The 16470-nt window shown below is 37.9% G+C and carries 16 protein-coding genes; 12 read left to right on the top strand and 4 right to left on the bottom strand.

What is annotated here, in order from left to right; all coding sequences use genetic code 11:
• The first annotated feature begins 151 nt into the window (after positions 1-151).
• The 12 genes from rpsB to lpxB all read left to right on the top strand — a co-directional run bounded on the left by rpsB (position 152) and on the right by lpxB (position 13223).
• Positions 152-931, top strand: a complete 780-nt coding sequence (gene rpsB, locus ACFIKI_RS03295) for a 30S ribosomal protein S2 (RefSeq protein ID WP_375665658.1) — start codon at positions 152-154, stop codon at positions 929-931.
• Positions 932-1033: 102 nt separating this feature from the next.
• A complete protein-coding gene (tsf, locus tag ACFIKI_RS03290) occupies positions 1034-1957 on the top strand; it encodes a translation elongation factor Ts (RefSeq protein WP_375665657.1) in 924 nt (307 codons plus the stop codon).
• 156 nt (positions 1958-2113) lie between these two features.
• Positions 2114-2833: a UMP kinase gene (pyrH, locus tag ACFIKI_RS03285; RefSeq protein WP_375665656.1), complete on the top strand. Its 720-nt coding sequence runs from the start codon at positions 2114-2116 to the stop codon at positions 2831-2833.
• Between the two features lie 37 nt (positions 2834-2870).
• The gene (gene frr, locus ACFIKI_RS03280; RefSeq protein WP_375665655.1) at positions 2871-3431 is read left to right on the top strand and encodes a ribosome recycling factor; all 561 of its coding nucleotides are present in this window, start codon (positions 2871-2873) and stop codon (positions 3429-3431) included.
• Between the two features lie 718 nt (positions 3432-4149).
• The gene (locus ACFIKI_RS03275) at positions 4150-4965 is read left to right on the top strand and encodes a phosphatidate cytidylyltransferase (RefSeq protein WP_375665654.1); all 816 of its coding nucleotides are present in this window, start codon (positions 4150-4152) and stop codon (positions 4963-4965) included.
• 15 nt (positions 4966-4980) lie between these two features.
• Positions 4981-6129 carry an RIP metalloprotease gene (locus tag ACFIKI_RS03270; RefSeq protein ID WP_375665653.1) on the top strand — a complete coding sequence of 383 codons (1149 nt, stop codon included), beginning with the start codon at positions 4981-4983 and terminating at the stop codon, positions 6127-6129.
• Between the two features lie 203 nt (positions 6130-6332).
• Entirely contained in the window at positions 6333-8729 is a 2397-nt protein-coding gene (gene bamA / locus ACFIKI_RS03265; RefSeq protein ID WP_375665652.1) for an outer membrane protein assembly factor BamA, read from the top strand.
• Positions 8730-8794: 65 nt separating this feature from the next.
• Positions 8795-9841: a UDP-3-O-(3-hydroxymyristoyl)glucosamine N-acyltransferase gene (gene lpxD, locus ACFIKI_RS03260; RefSeq protein WP_375665651.1), complete on the top strand. Its 1047-nt coding sequence runs from the start codon at positions 8795-8797 to the stop codon at positions 9839-9841.
• A gap of 1 nt (position 9842) precedes the next feature.
• Positions 9843-10310 carry a 3-hydroxyacyl-ACP dehydratase FabZ gene (gene fabZ / locus ACFIKI_RS03255; protein ID WP_375665650.1) on the top strand — a complete coding sequence of 156 codons (468 nt, stop codon included), beginning with the start codon at positions 9843-9845 and terminating at the stop codon, positions 10308-10310.
• Positions 10311-10334: 24 nt separating this feature from the next.
• Positions 10335-11159: an acyl-ACP--UDP-N-acetylglucosamine O-acyltransferase gene (gene lpxA / locus ACFIKI_RS03250; protein ID WP_375623646.1), complete on the top strand. Its 825-nt coding sequence runs from the start codon at positions 10335-10337 to the stop codon at positions 11157-11159.
• Between the two features lie 2 nt (positions 11160-11161).
• A complete protein-coding gene (locus ACFIKI_RS03245) occupies positions 11162-12034 on the top strand; it encodes an LpxI family protein (protein ID WP_375665649.1) in 873 nt (290 codons plus the stop codon).
• Complete coding sequence (gene lpxB, locus ACFIKI_RS03240; RefSeq protein WP_375665648.1) at positions 12027-13223, top strand: lipid-A-disaccharide synthase; 1197 nt, start codon at positions 12027-12029, stop codon at positions 13221-13223. The genes ACFIKI_RS03245 and lpxB overlap by 8 nt, the downstream gene beginning before the upstream one ends.
• 20 nt (positions 13224-13243) lie before the next feature.
• Here lpxB and ACFIKI_RS03235 read toward each other — a convergent pair whose 3' ends face one another.
• The 4 genes from ACFIKI_RS03235 to ACFIKI_RS03220 all read right to left on the bottom strand — a co-directional run bounded on the left by ACFIKI_RS03235 (position 13244) and on the right by ACFIKI_RS03220 (position 16355).
• On the bottom strand, positions 13244-14017 hold the full coding sequence (locus ACFIKI_RS03235) for an amino acid ABC transporter ATP-binding protein (protein ID WP_375623640.1): 774 nt from the start codon (positions 14015-14017) through the stop codon (positions 13244-13246).
• A gap of 79 nt (positions 14018-14096) precedes the next feature.
• Positions 14097-14804 carry an ABC transporter permease gene (locus ACFIKI_RS03230; protein ID WP_375623638.1) on the bottom strand — a complete coding sequence of 236 codons (708 nt, stop codon included), beginning with the start codon at positions 14802-14804 and terminating at the stop codon, positions 14097-14099.
• Positions 14801-15523, bottom strand: a complete 723-nt coding sequence (locus tag ACFIKI_RS03225) for an ABC transporter permease (protein WP_375665647.1) — start codon at positions 15521-15523, stop codon at positions 14801-14803. Before ACFIKI_RS03225 ends, ACFIKI_RS03230 begins: the two co-directional genes overlap by 4 nt.
• A gap of 79 nt (positions 15524-15602) precedes the next feature.
• Entirely contained in the window at positions 15603-16355 is a 753-nt protein-coding gene (locus ACFIKI_RS03220; RefSeq protein ID WP_375623634.1) for a transporter substrate-binding domain-containing protein, read from the bottom strand.
• Between the last annotated feature and the right edge of the window lie 115 nt (positions 16356-16470).

Below are 16470 nucleotides of genomic sequence, written 5' to 3'. Positions count from 1 at the left end.
GAAAAAGAATCAAATATTAGTATGTTCACACTATTCCACACGCGGAGTTTGGGTGTTTGCACATGGTCTTTGAGAAGATTCTAGCAGGCATCCGCCGGTAGTAGGTTTTCCTGCTTTTTCCGCGGAGGTTGAACCGGAAAGGATAAGATTTATGGCACTACCCGATTTTACTATGCACCAGCTTTTAGAAGCAGGTGTGCATTTTGGTCATCAGACTCATCGCTGGAATCCCAAAATGACTCCTTATATTTATGGTCAGCGTAATAATATCCATATTATTGACCTTGCTCAGACTGTTCCGCTTTTACACCAAGCTCTTAAACTTGTTTCAGATACTGTTGCACGTGGTGGACGTATTCTTTTTGTTGGTACGAAACGGCAAGCATCTGATATTATCGCTGATGCGGCGAATCGTTCTGCCCAATATTACGTTAATGTGCGTTGGCTTGGTGGTATGCTCACAAACTGGAAAACGATTTCCAATTCGATACATCGTTTGCGTAAGCTTGACAAAATTCTTGCTGCTGAAGCGCAAGGCTTTACCAAAAAAGAACGTTTAAATCTTGAACGTGATCGTGAAAAGCTTAATCGTGCGCTTGGTGGTATTAAGGATATGGGATCTGTTCCAGATCTTATATTTGTTATCGATACAAATAAAGAAAATATTGCACTCCAAGAAGCGAAACGTTTGGGTATTCCTGTGATTGCTATTATTGATACCAATTGTGATCCTGATGACGTAACACATCCAATACCAGGGAACGATGATGCTTCACGTGCAATTTCTCTTTATTGCGATCTTTTTGCCCGTGCTGCTCTTGATGGTATTGCACGCCAGCAAGGAGCAATGGGTATCGATTTAGGAGCTCAAGTTGATGCACCTGTGGAACCTATTTTGGAAGAAAATGCAGTTTCAGAAGTTTCTGAATAATATAAAATGCCTAATTAAGGTACTTTTATTGTCTAAAGAAGAAGTTATAGGCGTGCAGAGGGATTTTGCACGCTTTCACTGTTACAAAATAAAGAGGCAAATATGAGCATTACTGCTGCACAAGTAAAAGAACTTCGAGAACTATCTGGCGCTGGCATGATGGACTGTAAAGCCGCTCTAGCAGAGACCAATGGAGATATGGAAGCTGCTGTTGATTGGCTTCGTAAAAAAGGAATAGCTAAAGCAGATAAAAAGGCTGGTCGTACAGCAGCTGAGGGATTAATCGGAGTCGTATCAAAAGATTCACATGCAGTTTTGATTGAGATTAATTCTGAAACAGATTTTGTTGCACGCAATGATGGATTCCAAGACATTGTGCGTAAAGTAGCAACTGCTGCCTTAGATACGCCAGGGGATGTTGAATCTGTTTCTGTTTCTCTTTATCCAGGCTCTGAGAAGACTGTAGAGCTTACAATTAAAGATGCAATTGGTACAATTGGCGAAAATATGACTTTTCGTCGTTCCGCTAAATTGTCTGTTGAGAATGGTGTTGTTGCGACTTATATACACAATAGTGTAGCTGATGGGCTTGGAAAACTTGGTGTTTTGGTTGCAATTGAAACGACAGGAAATAAAGAAGCTGCTCTTGCTTTTGGACGGCAGGTCGCGATGCATGTCGCCGCAACCAATCCATTAGCACTTACAGCACAAGATGTTGATGCTGCTGCTGTTGAACGTGAAAAAGCAATTTTTTCAGATCAAGCACGTCAGTCGGGAAAGCCTGAAAATATCATTGAAAAAATGGTAGAAGGACGTATGCGTAAGTTTTTTGAAGAGGTTGTTTTGCTTTCTCAAGCTTTTGTTATGAATCCTGATATGACTGTTGAAGCAGCTTTAAAAGACGCTGAGAAATCAATTGGTGCACCAGCAAAAATCACAGGCTTTATTCGTTTTGCGTTAGGTGAAGGTGTAGAAAAAGAGGAGTCTGATTTCGCTGCAGAGGTTGCGGCTGCTGCAAAGAGCTAGTTATTGCAAACTCTTGATCAGAGATTTAAAATGATATCGTTGGCTGTAGAATTTCTGATGAGAACAATATAATTGTTGAAAGGGCGTCACGTGAAAAAAGTGGTGCCCTTCGTGGTGTTAAAAGCGAAAATAAATGTGCTTTTGGGGAGATTATTAATGGCATTAGCACTTCCGTATAAACGTATACTTTTAAAGGCTTCTGGTGAAGCTCTTATGGGGGGGCAAAGTTTTGGTATTGATGTTTCTGTTGTAGACCGTATCGCAGCCGATATTGCAGAAGTGCGCGCAATGGGGATAGAAGTCGCGATTGTTATCGGTGGAGGAAATATTTTTCGAGGCGTTGCTGTTGCTTCGCATGGTGGTGAGCGAGTGACAGGTGATCATATGGGGATGCTTGCAACTGCTATTAACTCTTTAGCATTGCGAACATCTTTGATAAAATTAGGGGTTGAAACTGTTGTACTCTCTGCGATTGCTATGCCACAAATTTGTGAAAGTTTCTCGCAACGTAAGGCGATAGCTTATATGAATCAGGGAAAAGTTGTTATTTTTGCGGGAGGTACGGGAAATCCATTTTTTACCACTGATTCTGCTGCTACTTTACGTGCAGCAGAAATTGGTGCGGACGTTCTTCTTAAAGGAACACAAGTTGATGGTATTTATTCAGCAGACCCAAAGATAGACCCTACGGCTAAGCGTTTTGATCAATTAACACATGTTGAAATTTTGCAATGGGGACTATCTGTTATGGATTCAACGGCGGTCACTTTAGCACGTGAGAACAATGTACCGATTATTGTGTATTCCATTCATGAAAAAGGCGGTTTGGCTAAGGTTTTGAATGGAACAGGACGCTTTACAATAGTATCGGAATAAGGGTAAGCTTCAAAGGACAATTGAAGGAGACAGAAATATGAATGTTACATCAATTATGGATGATCTGAAACGTCGCATGGATGGTGCTATTACGGCTTTTAAACATGAGTTAGGTGGTTTGCGGACTGGACGTGCATCGGCCAGTTTATTAGAACCGTTGACCGTTGAATCTTATGGTTCTGTTGTGCATATAAATCAGGTTGCTAATATTTCTGTTCCCGAACCTCGGATGCTTTCGGTTTCTGTATGGGATAAGACGATGGTCGGAGCTGTAGAGCGCGCTATTCGCGATTCTGGACTTGGTTTAAATCCCATAACTGATGGTACGAATCTACGTATTCCTTTGCCTGAGTTAAACGAAGAGCGTCGTAAAGAACTTGTAAAAATTGCGCATCACTATGCAGAGCAAGCACGTATTGCTACGCGTCATGTTCGTCGGGATGGCATGGACAATTTAAAAAAGTTAGAAAAAGATGGTGAAATTGGACAAGATGAAGCCCATAATTTATCAGAGAAAGTTCAAAAGCTCACAGATGAAACTATTGCTGATATCGATAAAATTTTAGCCATGAAAGAATCTGAAATTATACACGTTTAAAACAGCTTTATCGCTAGAAAAAAAGGATGTTATACTCTCAACATGTAAATTTCTTCTATGGATAAGTGGAGAATAGTGTGCATTATGATAGTAAGCTGTGATGTAGGGGGATATTTTACCGTTTTATCATCTTGATATGGGAATGATTGATTTGAAAGGGCAGATGTTTTTATTCTTTCATCTGCGTAGTGAGTCATATTCTTCGCTGGAGGGCACTATTTAATAGCGTGGTGAGAGTTTTTGTTCGGTATGTCTTTACTAAACTGCATGAAAAAGCATTATTAAGGGGTATTCAAATATTCTAAGATGGAGGGGAAAAATATAACGCAAAAAATAAGCCTTAATCTTGCTCTTACTTTCCATTATAAAATATGTGAATAGAATTGAACAAGCAGATGTTATGTGGCGTCAAATTCGTTTTTAAATAACAAGCAATTGATAGAGAAGTGTTTTTATACGAAATTTCTATGAATTAATTGATACTGAGCATAGACAACTGCTTTTTCATTTTATGTTTGAGAAATAAAAAACATGTTTTAGGATTAATCTTGATATGAAGATTTTGTACACTGTTTTCATTGATTATTTGTCTTGTAAGCACTATCTTGGTAAACTGGATTATTTATGGTAAATTATAGGAGAAGTTTGTACAAGTGTGAAATAAAAATACTACAATTTTAGAGCTTGTATTTTCTATTTTTATTGTGTGGATGTTATTTTGTCTAATTTGGTTTATCGTGTTCTGACAGCTTTTGTGTTTGGCATTATTGCATTGTATCTAACGTGGTTGGGAGGAACCTTATTTTTTTTGTTTGTATGGTGTATTGGCGGTTTTATTCTCTATGAGTGGATGAGTATTACTAAAGAGAAGTGGTGTGTTTTACAAAAAATATTAGCAAGTATTTTTTATTTATTTTTCGGCTTTTTTTTAGTGCAGAATATATCTGCTTCATTGATTTTTTGTGTTTTAATCGTTTTGGCTACGGTGTTGGCGATTATATCTATAAAGAAGAGTGGTTGGGTTTTTTGTGGTTTTTTATATGCATCTTTTCCTGTTGTTGCTTTATGCTTTCTACGGGATCATGAAATGTTGGGGTTCCAAGTTGTTATTTTCTTATTTACGATAGTATGGGGAACGGATATTGGTGGTTATTTTATCGGACGTGCATTAGGGGGACCTAAATTAGCACCACAATTTTCTCCTAATAAAACATGGTCAGGAGCACTTGGTGGTACATTTGTCGGAGTTTTCGGTGGTATATGGGTTGCTTTTGGATTTTTTGATATAAATTTAGCCAGTTTTTTTGTGCCGCTCCTTACACTTGTTTTGTCAATTGTTTCACAATTGAGTGATTTAGGGCAATCATGGCTCAAAAGACGGTTTTCTGTTAAAGATTCTAGCTCTTTATTGCCTGGACATGGTGGTTTTATGGATCGTATAGACGGATTGGTAGGGGCGGCTTTTCTTCTTTATTTAATTGGTTCATTTATGTCTGATATGGATGCGCCTTTTAATCTTTTTAGTATGATCTAATTGGGAGAAGATAGTTTGGAACTTTTAAATCATATCGTCACTATGGGTGATTTTCTTTTAAGAAGTTTGAGTATTCTTTTCATCATTATGATTATCATTTTTGTGCACGAATTTGGGCATTATCTCATTGGTCTGTGGTGTGGTATTAAGGCGTTAGTTTTTTCGCTTGGATTTGGACCAGAGATAGCGAGTTATACAGATAAGCGTGGCACGAAGTGGCGTTTAGCACTTATCCCCTTAGGAGGTTATGTAAAATTTGTTGGGGATGAGGAGAAAATCGATACGGTATCATCCCAATCATCTCTGATTGTTGATGGTTCATTTGCGAGTGCGCATGCTTGGAAAAAAGCAGCAACTGTTTTTGCTGGTCCCCTTTTCAATGCCCTTTTTACTGTTGTTATTCTAACATTTTTTTTCTTTATCTATGGTCGTGTAGCCATTGAGCCCGTTGTTGGTTCTTTGGTAAAAGATAGCCCTGCTCTTCAATCCGGTTTGGAATTAGGTGATCGTTTTGTTGAAATGGATGGACGACGGGTTGAAAGTTTTGAAGATTTGATGAACTATGTGACTTTTCACGGAAGAGAGCCCATAGAGTTTAAAATAGAACGCATGGGGCGAGTCTTTACAACAATGATTACCCCGAAAGTCGTTGAGCGAGATGATGGATTTGGTAATCGAACCCGAAGTGCTATGATAGGTGTAGGCGTTCCTGTTGATTTAAATAATCCTGCACGTTTAGATCCAACTTATATAAAACATATTCGCTATGGTTTTGTAACAGCTATAAGAGAAGCGTCAGACCGTACTGTGTTTATAGCCACTCAAACCGTTCTTTTTATGAGTCGTTTAATAGGAGGAAAAGAGGATCATTGTCGACTAAGTGGACCTTCTAAAACCGTTAAAATTGCTTGGAAAGTGAGCGAGACAGGTTTTATCTCTTTGTTAAACTTGGCAGCTTTTCTTTCAATAAGTGTTGGGCTTATTAATCTTTTTCCGATTCTACCGCTTGATGGTGGGCATCTTTTATTGCATGTCATTGAAGTCATTACTGGGAGGCAAATATCTGCTAAAATTCAGGGAATCATTTTTCGTTTAGGTTTTTCCATTCTTCTCCTTTTCATGATCTTTGTCTTTTTTAATGATTATTTTTGTTGGTTTAGCTAATTAAATTATGGAAAACGCTTTATAAATTGAGTAATAATAGCAAAAATAAATTGAAGGTTGTTTACCATGTCTACAAAATGTTGTGGCATTGTACATTATAATGAGTAATTAAGGAATAAAAAGTCTCGCTGTAAAAAGGTTGTTATGGCAGTTAGCTTTTTAAGACATCATGTCCAAGGAACAAGAGTAAGGTAAAAAAGCCAATGACTACGAATTCAAAGTTTTTAAATGCAGCATCTGTATTGGTGTTAAAGATGGGGTTGCTTGCCCCAGCAACGGTTTTTATGTCACTTGCTGCGGTCGGAGAAATACAAGCGTCTGTAGTCCGATCTATTGAGGTTCGTGGGAATAAGTTTGTAAGTTCTCAGGCGATTCGAGACAATATGGGGATTAAGGTTGGGCAAGGTGTTTCCAGTGGTGATGTTGATAGTGCTGTGAAGAACCTTTTCGAATTGGGTTTATTTTATGATGTTAAAATAAATCCGGTGGGTGATAAATTGGTTGTATTCGTAAAAGAATATGAGGTTGTCAATCAAATATTGTTTCAAGGAAATAAATCTTTTAAAGACCCAGATCTTAAGCGGTTTATTTCTTTAAAACCGAATGAGCCTTTTAATTCTGCTAAGCTTTCTGCTGATATAAATACAATTCGTGAAGCTTATAAAACTCTTGGTCGTAATAATATCACTGTTAATGTTCAAACGATTAATCTCGGAAAAGGGCGGGTTAATTTGGTATTTAATGTTGTTGAAGGGAAAAAAACAAAGATTGGTGATATCACTTTTAAGGGAAATAATGTCTTTGGAAGTCGCCGTTTGCGTGATGTGATTTCAACAAAAACTTCAGGAATTTTTTCGAAGTTGTTGGGAGGTGATGTTTATAGTGAAGAGCGCCTCGCTGTTGATGAAGAAGCTTTACGTCGCTTTTATTATAACCGTGGTTATGCAGATTTTCGTGTAGTCTCTTCTAAAGCAACTTTTGATGCGGCAAGCAATACGTATAAAATTTCTTTCGTTCTTGATGAGGGTGCGCTCTATAAAATTAGCGATATTCAGGTTGAAAGTGATGTTGATGGAATTGATGTTCAATCTGTAAAAAAGGTGCTTAAAACCCAGCCAGGTAATGTTTATAGTGCAGAGGATATTGAACAGTCTGTTGCAACTATTAATAACAAAGTTGCTGATTCGGGATATGCTTTTGCTAAAGTTGAACCGCGGGGAAATCGTAATTTAGCAAATCATACAATTTCAATTTTATATAATATTGAACAGGGTACACGTGCTTATATTCAACGTATTGATATACGTGGCAATGAGAAAACGCGTGATTACGTCATTCGCCGTGAGATTGATTTAAACGAAGGAGATGCTTACAATCAAACTTTATTACAGCGGGCAAAACGTCGTCTAGAAAGTTTAGGTTTCTTCAAAGCCGTCAATATTTCAATGGTTCCCACTGATCAATCTGACCAAGTTATTTTGGTAATAGATGTCGTTGAAGCTTCAACAGGAGATCTCTCTCTTTCTGGAGGGTATACAACGGGAGGGACAAGTCCTGGTATGTCACTTGAAGTTTCTGTTACTGAACGTAATCTTGGGGGACGTGGTCAATATGTTCGTTTAGGATTAGGTGCGGGGCAAGAAAAATCTCGTAATTATAATTTATCATTTGTTGATCCTTATTTCTTAGGGTATCGTTTATCTGCTGGCGTTGATGTTTTTCGTAGTACTTATCGTGCTGATAAAGCCTATGATGTACGGCAGACAGGTGGATCGCTGCGGTTTTCGTTACCTATTAATAATCAATTATCTGCTAATGTAGCTTATTCTTATGTGCAGGAAGAATATGATTTTGGCGGAGAGTATGATTTTGACAAAGAGAGTGACATAATAGAATTATATGGGAAATATTCTGGTGCGATTGTTCAAGCTGCAAAACACAGCCCTTGGAAACGTTCATCAATTAGTTATGGTTTCACCTATAATACGATTGATGATATGAGATCCCCTCATGATGGGTGGTATGTGAATCTTCTTCAGGAATATGCAGGGCTTGGTGGGAGTGCAAAGTTCTTAAAGACCACGGGTAAGGCGATGATGTACAAGACTCTTTCTGATCAGAAGGATATTGTTGGTTTGCTTTCCTTTGGAGGTGGTTATATCCACGGAATGGGCCGAGATGGTGTTCGTATTTTCGATATGTTTAAAGTAAATTCTGATATGATTCGAGGGTTCAAATATAATGGAATAGGTCCGCGTCAGGTTTCCAGTAAGGGTGAGGTTTATTTCTTGGGGGGAACGACATATATGAATGCGACTGCTGAAGTCCAGTTTCCTATCCCTGTCGTGCCTGAAGGATTTGGGTTGCGCGGTGCTTTATTTGCGGATATTGCCACGCTTTATGGCAATAATTATAAAGCCGTTTTTAAGGGTGAACCGTCTGTTACTAATACCAAAAGTGCTTGGCGTTCATCTGCAGGTGTGAGTTTGATGTGGGATTCTCCGTTTGGTCCTTTGCGTTTTGATTATGCTTGGCCAATAACGAAGCAGGAAGGTGATCGTTTGCAACAATTGAATTTTGGTATTTCTACGAAGTTCTGATTTGGGCGATTTTAAGAAGGAAAAACTTGAAGAGAATAGCTTAAGCTGGGAGAGAAAGTGTTTTGATGGCGGATACATTTTTTTTTACGCCGTCCCGACGATTGACAGTTGCAAATGCTGCTGAGTTGACGGGTGCAAAGCTTCTTAATCCAGAGTTTTCTCATAAAGTTATCAATACTCTTTCTTCACTTGAGAGTGCTGTGGAAGGTTCTCTTGTTTTTGTAGAGCATCGGAAGTTTTCTGATGCTTTACTGGACAGTTCTGCTGTTGCTGTTTTGTGTACGAATGAGATTGTTTTTAAAGTTCCCGAAACTATGGCAATTTTGGTGACATCCACACCACAGCGTGACTTTGCTCAGATTGGTCGTATTTTGTTTCCGGATTCTGTCAAGCCAATGCCTTGGTTGGGGCAGAAGGGGATTTCATTACATGCCCATATTCATCCAACGGCTAAGTTGGCAGATGATGTGTGTATTGAAGCGGGAGCTGTTATTGGTAGAAATGTTGAGATTGGTGCAGGAACTCTTATTTCATCTACAGCTGTTATCGGTGAAAATTGCCGTATTGGACGTGACTGCTATATTGCTCCTAAGGTCACAGTTCAGTGTTCTATAATAGGTGATAAGGTTCAGCTTTATCCTGGCGTTTGCATTGGACAAGATGGTTTTGGTTATGTTGGAGGCGGGGCTGGAATCGAGAAAATTCCACAGCTTGGTCGTGTTATTATTGAGGATGGTGTAGAAGTTGGTGCGAACACGACAATTGATCGTGGGACATTTCAAGATACTGTTATTGGTGAAGGAAGTAAGATTGATAATCTTGTACAAATTGCCCACAATGTCAAAATTGGACGCTATTGTCTTATTGCCGCTCAATGTGGCATTGCGGGAAGTACATCTATAGGGGATATGTCTCAGCTTGGCGGAAGTGTGGGAGTAGCGGATCACATCATAATAGGGAAATCTGTTCAGATTGCTGCTCGTAGTGGTGTTATGAATGACATTCCGGATGGCGAAAAATGGGGAGGTAGTCCAGCGCGACCATTTAAACAATGGTTTCGTGAAGTAGCGGCGTTGCGCAGTATGGGAAAAGTTAAAAAGGAGAAACGCTGATATGATCAGCAGTGAAAAAACTAAAAACTTAGAGGCTGTCGATATTGAAAAGCTATTATCAATATTACCGCACCGTTATCCATTTTTATTGATTGATCGTATCGTTGATATTGATGGTGAACAAGAAGCGATTGGTATTAAAAATATAACGATTAATGAGCCACATTTTACGGGACATTTTCCCGCAAAGCCTGTTATGCCTGGAGTTTTGATTTTAGAAGCTATGGCACAAACGGCAGGAGCAATAGCACTTTTAAATTTAGGCAATAAGCAAACAAATTTAGTTTACCTTATGACGGTTGATAATGCGAAATTTCGTAAGCCGGTTATGCCTGGTGATCAGCTAAAAATCCATGTTCAGCTTTTGAAAAAAAGATCTGGTATGAGACGTTTTTCATGTGTTGCAAAAGTAGAAGAGGTTCGCGTCGCTGAAGCAGAAATTGCTGCGATGATTGTCGAAGAAGCATAAACGATATTTGATGGGAATTAAAAAATGTCCGGTACGAAAATCCATCCAACTGCTCTTGTGGAGAAGGGAGCGCAGCTTGGTGAGAATGTACGCGTTGGACCATTTTGCCATATTAGTTCAGAGGCTGTTATTGGTGATGAATGTAGTTTGACAAGTCATGTTGTAATAATGGGAAAGACAACGTTAGGAGCCAAGAGTAAAGTATTTTCTCATGCTGTTTTGGGGGCAGATCCGCAAAATAATAAACATAAAGGAGGGGCTACAACTCTTTTTATTGGTAAGAATTGTACGATTCGTGAAGGTGTAACAATGCATAGGGGGTCCGATTCGAGTGTAGGAATGACAGTTGTTGGTGATAATTGCCAATTTTTTTGTTATGCGCATATCGCTCACGATTGTTATGTAGGCAATCATGTAACATTTGCCAATAATGCAATGATTGCTGGTCATGTTACTGTTGGTGATTATGTGATTATTGGTGGTGGTGCTGCTGTTCATCAATTTGTTCGTGTTGGACATCATGCATTTATCGGCGGCGTATCTGCGCTGGTTGGTGATCTGATACCTTATGGAACAGCTGTTGGTGTGCAGGCAAAACTTGCCGGCCTCAATATTATTGGCATGAAGCGTGCAGGACTTGAGCGTCAAGATATTCATGCACTCCGTCATGCGGTTGCGATGCTTTTTGATCATAGCAAACCATTTAAAGAGCGTGTCAGTGATGTTGCTTCTTTCTATTCTTCTTCTCAGTCTGTTTCTGAAGTTGTTAATTTTATTAAAGAAGAAGGAAAGCGTTTTTATTGTACACCAAAATTTGAAGGCGATAGAATAAAAGAATATAAGGATTAAAAATGCCTATTCGGGGAGCCAGAAGTTTTCTTTCCGGCCGTACTGCTATTATAGCAGGAAATGGTGTTCTACCGATTACTGTTGCGCAGACTCTTGAGAAGCATGGAGAAAATCCTTTTCTTGTGCTGTTACATGGTGAAGCAGATTCTGTTCTTTATCGCTATGAGCATTGCGAGCTATCAATTGTAGAGTTAGCACGACTCGTTAAAATTTTAAAAGAGGCTAGTGTATATAATGTTGTTTTGGCAGGTGGTGTGAAAAAGCGTCCACTTCTTAAACAATTGCGACTGGACTGGACAACATTTTTAGCTCTTCCTAAGTTAATTGGAGCTTTGAGGAGGGGAGATGATGCGTTATTAAAAGCTTTTATACGGATTATTGAAGCGCACGGTTTTTGTGTTGTTGGTGCTCACGAAATAGTACCAGATCTTTTAGCTCCCATAGAATTTAATTTAACAGTACGGCGTGCTACTTCAAAAGAGAAAAAAGATATTTTTTTAGCAGCAAAAGCAGCAAAGCTTTTAGGGCAATTAGATATTGGGCAAGCTGTTGTTGTTGTCCAAGGAAGGGTAGTTGCTCTGGAGGGCGCTGAGGGAACTGATAATATGTTGTGGCGTGTTTGTGAAATGCGAGAAAGAGGGCAAATTCCCTCTAAAGGTGGCGTTCTTGTAAAATGTGCAAAACCACAACAGGATAATCGCGTTGATTTGCCATCAATTGGGCCCGCGACAATAATGAATATTGCAAAGAGTGGTTTATCTGGTGTTGCGGTGGAGGCAAATAGAAGTCTAATATTATCGGTGAAAACAACAATAGAAAAAGCCAACAAATACTCTCTATTTATAGAGACATTTGAAAAGTTTGGTCATGAATAATTGTTTCTTAAAGATTGCAGTGGTTTCAGGTGAAGAATCTGGTGATTTACTTGGGGCCGATTTAATTTCTTGTTTATCACAACAGATAGGATGCAATATTCATTTGATTGGTGTTGGGGGGAGGCATTTAAAGGCATTAGGTTTAAAAAGCTTTTTTGATTCCCATGATATTGCTTTAATAGGTTTAAAGGAAGTATTGAAAAAACTACCATTGTTATTGCTACATATTCGCAATTTATCCAAATTTATTGCACAAGAACAACCTGATTGTTTAATTATTATTGATAGTCCTGATTTCACGCATCGTGTTGCAAAAAAAGTACGTGCTTTAGCGCCTTCTATTCCTATCATTAAATATATTGCACCAACCGTTTGGGCATGGAGGCCAGAGCGTGCAAAAGCTATGTGTGGATTTGTTGATCATATTTTAGCGGTTTTTCCTTTTGAAGAAAAGATTATGCAAGATTTGAGAGGCCCTGCCACGACCTATGTTGGACATCGCCTTTTGACATATCCTCCCCTTTTGAGTGTTCAGTCAGAAAAAAAACGCCAATTAGAACAAAGAAATTTGATTGATACACAACCATTATCACCTACATTGGTTATTTTGCCAGGATCACGCAATTCAGAAATTCATTCTTTAATGCCTATTTTTCGAGAAACAGTAGAGATTCTTGTACAACGTATTCCTCATTTACGTATTATTTTACCAACCCTACCTCATTTGGTAGATAGAATCCGTGACTTTGTGCAATGCTGGAAAAGCAAGATAGAAATTGTAGTTGGTGAAGATGAAAAATGGCGTGCTTTTGCACAAGCAGATGTTGCTCTTGCTGCACATGGAACTGTTTCACTTGAATTAGCCTTAGCAAAAATTCCTATGGTTCTTTGCTATAAACTTGATCGCTTTTCTAAATTATTTATTTTTCCTAAAATGATGTTATGGAGTGCTGCTCTTCCAAACATTATTGCTGATAAGCCTATTGTTTCGGAATATTTGAATGAATTAATCCGTCCTGGCATGTTAGCAAGACAAGTAGAACAACTTTTGGCTAATCCTTTATTACGACAGGCTCAACTTGATTCCTTTGAGATGGTAGAACAGAAAATGAAAATTGAAGTCCCATCGGGGGTTGTTGGTGCACAAACAATTATTACTCTTTTAAAAAATAGGAATAAAATTGTATAAATAAAGCAATATGTTAATGATTAATATTTAATTTTAGCAAGAAAATCACAAGCACGTTGGCTTTTAGGATTGGTAAAAAATTGTTCAGATTCTGTATCTTCAACAATTTTTCCATTTTCTAGAAAGAGTATTCTTTCTGAGACTTTACGTGCGAAGCCCATTTCATGGGTAACACAAAGCATTGTAATTCCTGTATCTGCCAATCGAGCCATCACGTCCAAAACTTCTCCCACACTTTCTGGATCAAGAGCAGAGGTTGGTTCATCAAAAAGCATGACTTCAGGTTCCATACAAAGTGCACGGGCAATCGCAACACGTTGTTGTTGCCCACCAGAAAGTTGTAAAGGATATTTTTCACAGTGTTTTTCAATACCAACATGCGTTAAGTAACGAATTGCCCGTTCTTGTGCTTGTTGTTTGGACAGCCCTTGAACTGTCATAGGTGCTAAAATACAATTTTGTATAACGCTCATGTGGGGAAATAAATTAAAATTCTGAAAGACCATTCCTATCTTACGAAGAACATTTTTTTGCTGTTGTACAGGGGCAGTATGGATATCAACGTTATGGATACAGATTGAACCTTTTTGTGCTTGTTCTAATTGATTAATACAACGAATTAATGTTGATTTTCCTGATCCGGAAGGTCCACAAATAACGATATGTTCACCAGTTTGAACATTAAGGTTGATATCATGTAGGACCTGAAAGTTTCCATACCATTTATTGAGGTTTCGAATAGAGATCACTGGTTTTTTACTGGGAGAGATCGATTTATTATTTTTCAAATTCATCTTATTTTATTCTTTCATTGATGAAGAACTTGATTAATTCAACATTTTGGTTTGGTAAAGTTTTTTATGATCATTTTATTTAGCGTAAATATCGAGTGAGGCGCTGTTCGATAAAAATAATAAAACGATGAATGAGTTCAACGATAAAGAGATAGATAAGAGCAGCCCAAACGTAAACTTGAAAATCGAATGTCCGTGAATAAGTGAGTTTAGCAATCCCCATTAAATCATAAACAGTAATAAGTGAGGCAACAGCACTGGATTTAATCATTAAAATCAACTCATTTCCTAGGGGGCGTAATGCTACAATCATTGCTTGTGGAAGAATAACTCTGAAAAATGTGACAGAATTACTTAAACCTAAAGCTTTTGATGCTTCACGTTGTCCAGTTGTTACGGATAGAAAACTTCCTTTAAAGATCTCAGATTGATAGGCCGCAGAATTGAGTGTAAAAATAAAAAGACAACAATACCATGCGTTTTGAAAAAACCACCATAGCCCCACCTGTTGCCAAAAACTGTTCATTGAACCAAGCCCATAATAAAAAAGGAAGAGTTGGGCTAACAAAGGAGAGCCGCGAAAAAAATAAACATAAGCATTTGCAAAATATTGTAAAAACGTATTCTTTGATAAACGCGCAAAAGCGATAAGCATACCAAGGAAAAAACCAAGAGAACAAGAAATAGAAACAAGCTCAACAGTAACAATAAAGCCATCAATAAATTTTGCTCCATAACGGCTTAAAAGATCAGGATTAAAAAGGAAATAAAGCCACTCAGGAATCATTGACCTAGCACCTTTTTATAGCCTATTTGAGTGTATGTTTCCAAATGGCGTAAGATTGCAGTAAAAACCGCTGAAAATAACAAATAGAGTAAGCATGCTACAAAATAAAATAGCATGGGTTTATTGGTAGCAGCGACAGCTAAATTCGTTTGTCGCATGAGGTCAACAAGCGCGATTGTAGAAACAAGGGATGTATCTTTCAGTAAAGTAAGCCAATTATTAGAAAGTCCTGGTAAGGCATTTCGGATGAGCTGAGGAAAGACAATACGAAAAAATGTGGTTGTTCGTGAAAGGCCTAAAGCTTTAGCCGCTTCATATTGACCTTTATCAAAAATATTAAATGCTCCAAGCCAAACTTCACAAGAAAAAGCTGCAAGAACCATACTAAGAGCAAGAACACCAGCAACAAAAGCATTGATACTGAACATGATTTCAAAATTAAAATAGTCAAATAAATTTTGAATAAGGCTTTGTAATCCGTAGTAAACTAAAAACAGAGTTAAAAGCTCTGGTAATCCACGAAACACCGTTGAAAAGAGACGTGCTAGAGCTTTAGCTATCTTAATATTGGATCGAATCATTACTGCATTGAGAAGTCCTAGAGGAAATCCTAGAAGGCCACAACATAACGCCAATGACAATGTCATTCCTGCACTGGAAAGTATAACCGCTCCCCATCCCCCATTGCCAAATGATAGCAATGCTAAATTTTCAATCATTCTTGTGTTCCTCATGAAAGAGTTAGATAATATTTTTTAGCAATAACCAACGGGTTTCATTTAAATATCATATTGATATTTAATAAACATCACTTGTAAAATATTTTCTCATAATTTTCTCATAAGTTCCATCCAAACGAATTTCTTTTAGCGCCTCATTGAGCTTATTTTTAAGATCATTATTATTTTGACGGACTGCAATTGCAACAGGAAATCTTGTTTCTTCTAGAGTTCCTAGGAGGAAACAGCAATCTTTTCCTTCATTTTTAAGCCAATTTAATGCTTGTAATTTATCAACAATAATCACATCAAGTCGATGATTTAAAAGATCACGATTCACTTCGATTGTGGAAGGATAGAGTTTTATTTTCACCTCTTCAGAGGCATAATGATCTTCTGCATAGAAAGCTTGTGTTGTATTGGATTGCACACCAAGATTTTTACCTCTAAAATCTTTTGTCGAGATTTCTTTAATTCCCGAAGCTTTGGTAACAATAACAGCCAGTGCTGTATCGTAGTAAGGATCTGTGAAGTCAATTTTTTGTAAGCGATCTTGTGTGAGAGAGAGGGAAGCAATGATAGCATCATATTTTTTTGCAATAAGTCCAGGGATCATTCCCTCGAAGTCTTGTGTGACAATAGTACATTCAATATTCATTTTTTTACAAAGTGCGTAAGATATATCAATATCAAATCCTTGCAGTTTGTTATTTGAGTCAATATAACTGAAGGGAGGATAGGTGCCTTCACTCGCAATTTTTAATGTTTTCGCATCAGCCAATTGGGTGAATAGTGCAGCGCTTATTATAAGAGCTCCAGCTAATAGTTTCATGATGTTCTCCTATTGGATAAGCGGGCAATATGAAATCATTATGTTTTTATAATCTGTAAGCTTTTTGGGAGCAATTCAAAAATTTATTGATGTTTATTTTAGATCATTATGTTGG

The sequence above is a fragment of the Bartonella sp. TT121SHDZB genome (assembly GCF_042193415.1).
In the GTDB taxonomy this organism is placed as follows: Bacteria; Pseudomonadota; Alphaproteobacteria; order Rhizobiales; family Rhizobiaceae; genus Bartonella.
This window is presented reverse-complemented; position numbering and strand designations above follow the sequence as displayed.

Excerpts from the sequence above, each read along its gene's own strand:
- fabZ (WP_375665650.1), top strand. The coding sequence starts at position 9,843 with ATGATCAGCAGTGAAAAAACTAAAAACTTAGAGGCTGTCGATATTGAA.
- bamA (WP_375665652.1), top strand. The coding sequence starts at position 6,333 with ATGACTACGAATTCAAAGTTTTTAAATGCAGCATCTGTATTGGTGTTA.
- lpxB (WP_375665648.1), top strand. The coding sequence starts at position 12,027 with ATGAATAATTGTTTCTTAAAGATTGCAGTGGTTTCAGGTGAAGAATCT.
- frr (WP_375665655.1), top strand. The coding sequence starts at position 2,871 with ATGAATGTTACATCAATTATGGATGATCTGAAACGTCGCATGGATGGT.
- tsf (WP_375665657.1), top strand. The coding sequence starts at position 1,034 with ATGAGCATTACTGCTGCACAAGTAAAAGAACTTCGAGAACTATCTGGC.
- lpxD (WP_375665651.1), top strand. The coding sequence starts at position 8,795 with ATGGCGGATACATTTTTTTTTACGCCGTCCCGACGATTGACAGTTGCA.
- ACFIKI_RS03245 (WP_375665649.1), top strand. The coding sequence starts at position 11,162 with ATGCCTATTCGGGGAGCCAGAAGTTTTCTTTCCGGCCGTACTGCTATT.
- ACFIKI_RS03235 (WP_375623640.1), bottom strand. The coding sequence starts at position 14,017 with ATGAATTTGAAAAATAATAAATCGATCTCTCCCAGTAAAAAACCAGTG.
- ACFIKI_RS03225 (WP_375665647.1), bottom strand. The coding sequence starts at position 15,523 with ATGATTGAAAATTTAGCATTGCTATCATTTGGCAATGGGGGATGGGGA.
- lpxA (WP_375623646.1), top strand. The coding sequence starts at position 10,335 with ATGTCCGGTACGAAAATCCATCCAACTGCTCTTGTGGAGAAGGGAGCG.
- ACFIKI_RS03230 (WP_375623638.1), bottom strand. The coding sequence starts at position 14,804 with ATGATTCCTGAGTGGCTTTATTTCCTTTTTAATCCTGATCTTTTAAGC.
- pyrH (WP_375665656.1), top strand. The coding sequence starts at position 2,114 with ATGGCATTAGCACTTCCGTATAAACGTATACTTTTAAAGGCTTCTGGT.
- ACFIKI_RS03220 (WP_375623634.1), bottom strand. The coding sequence starts at position 16,355 with ATGAAACTATTAGCTGGAGCTCTTATAATAAGCGCTGCACTATTCACC.
- rpsB (WP_375665658.1), top strand. The coding sequence starts at position 152 with ATGGCACTACCCGATTTTACTATGCACCAGCTTTTAGAAGCAGGTGTG.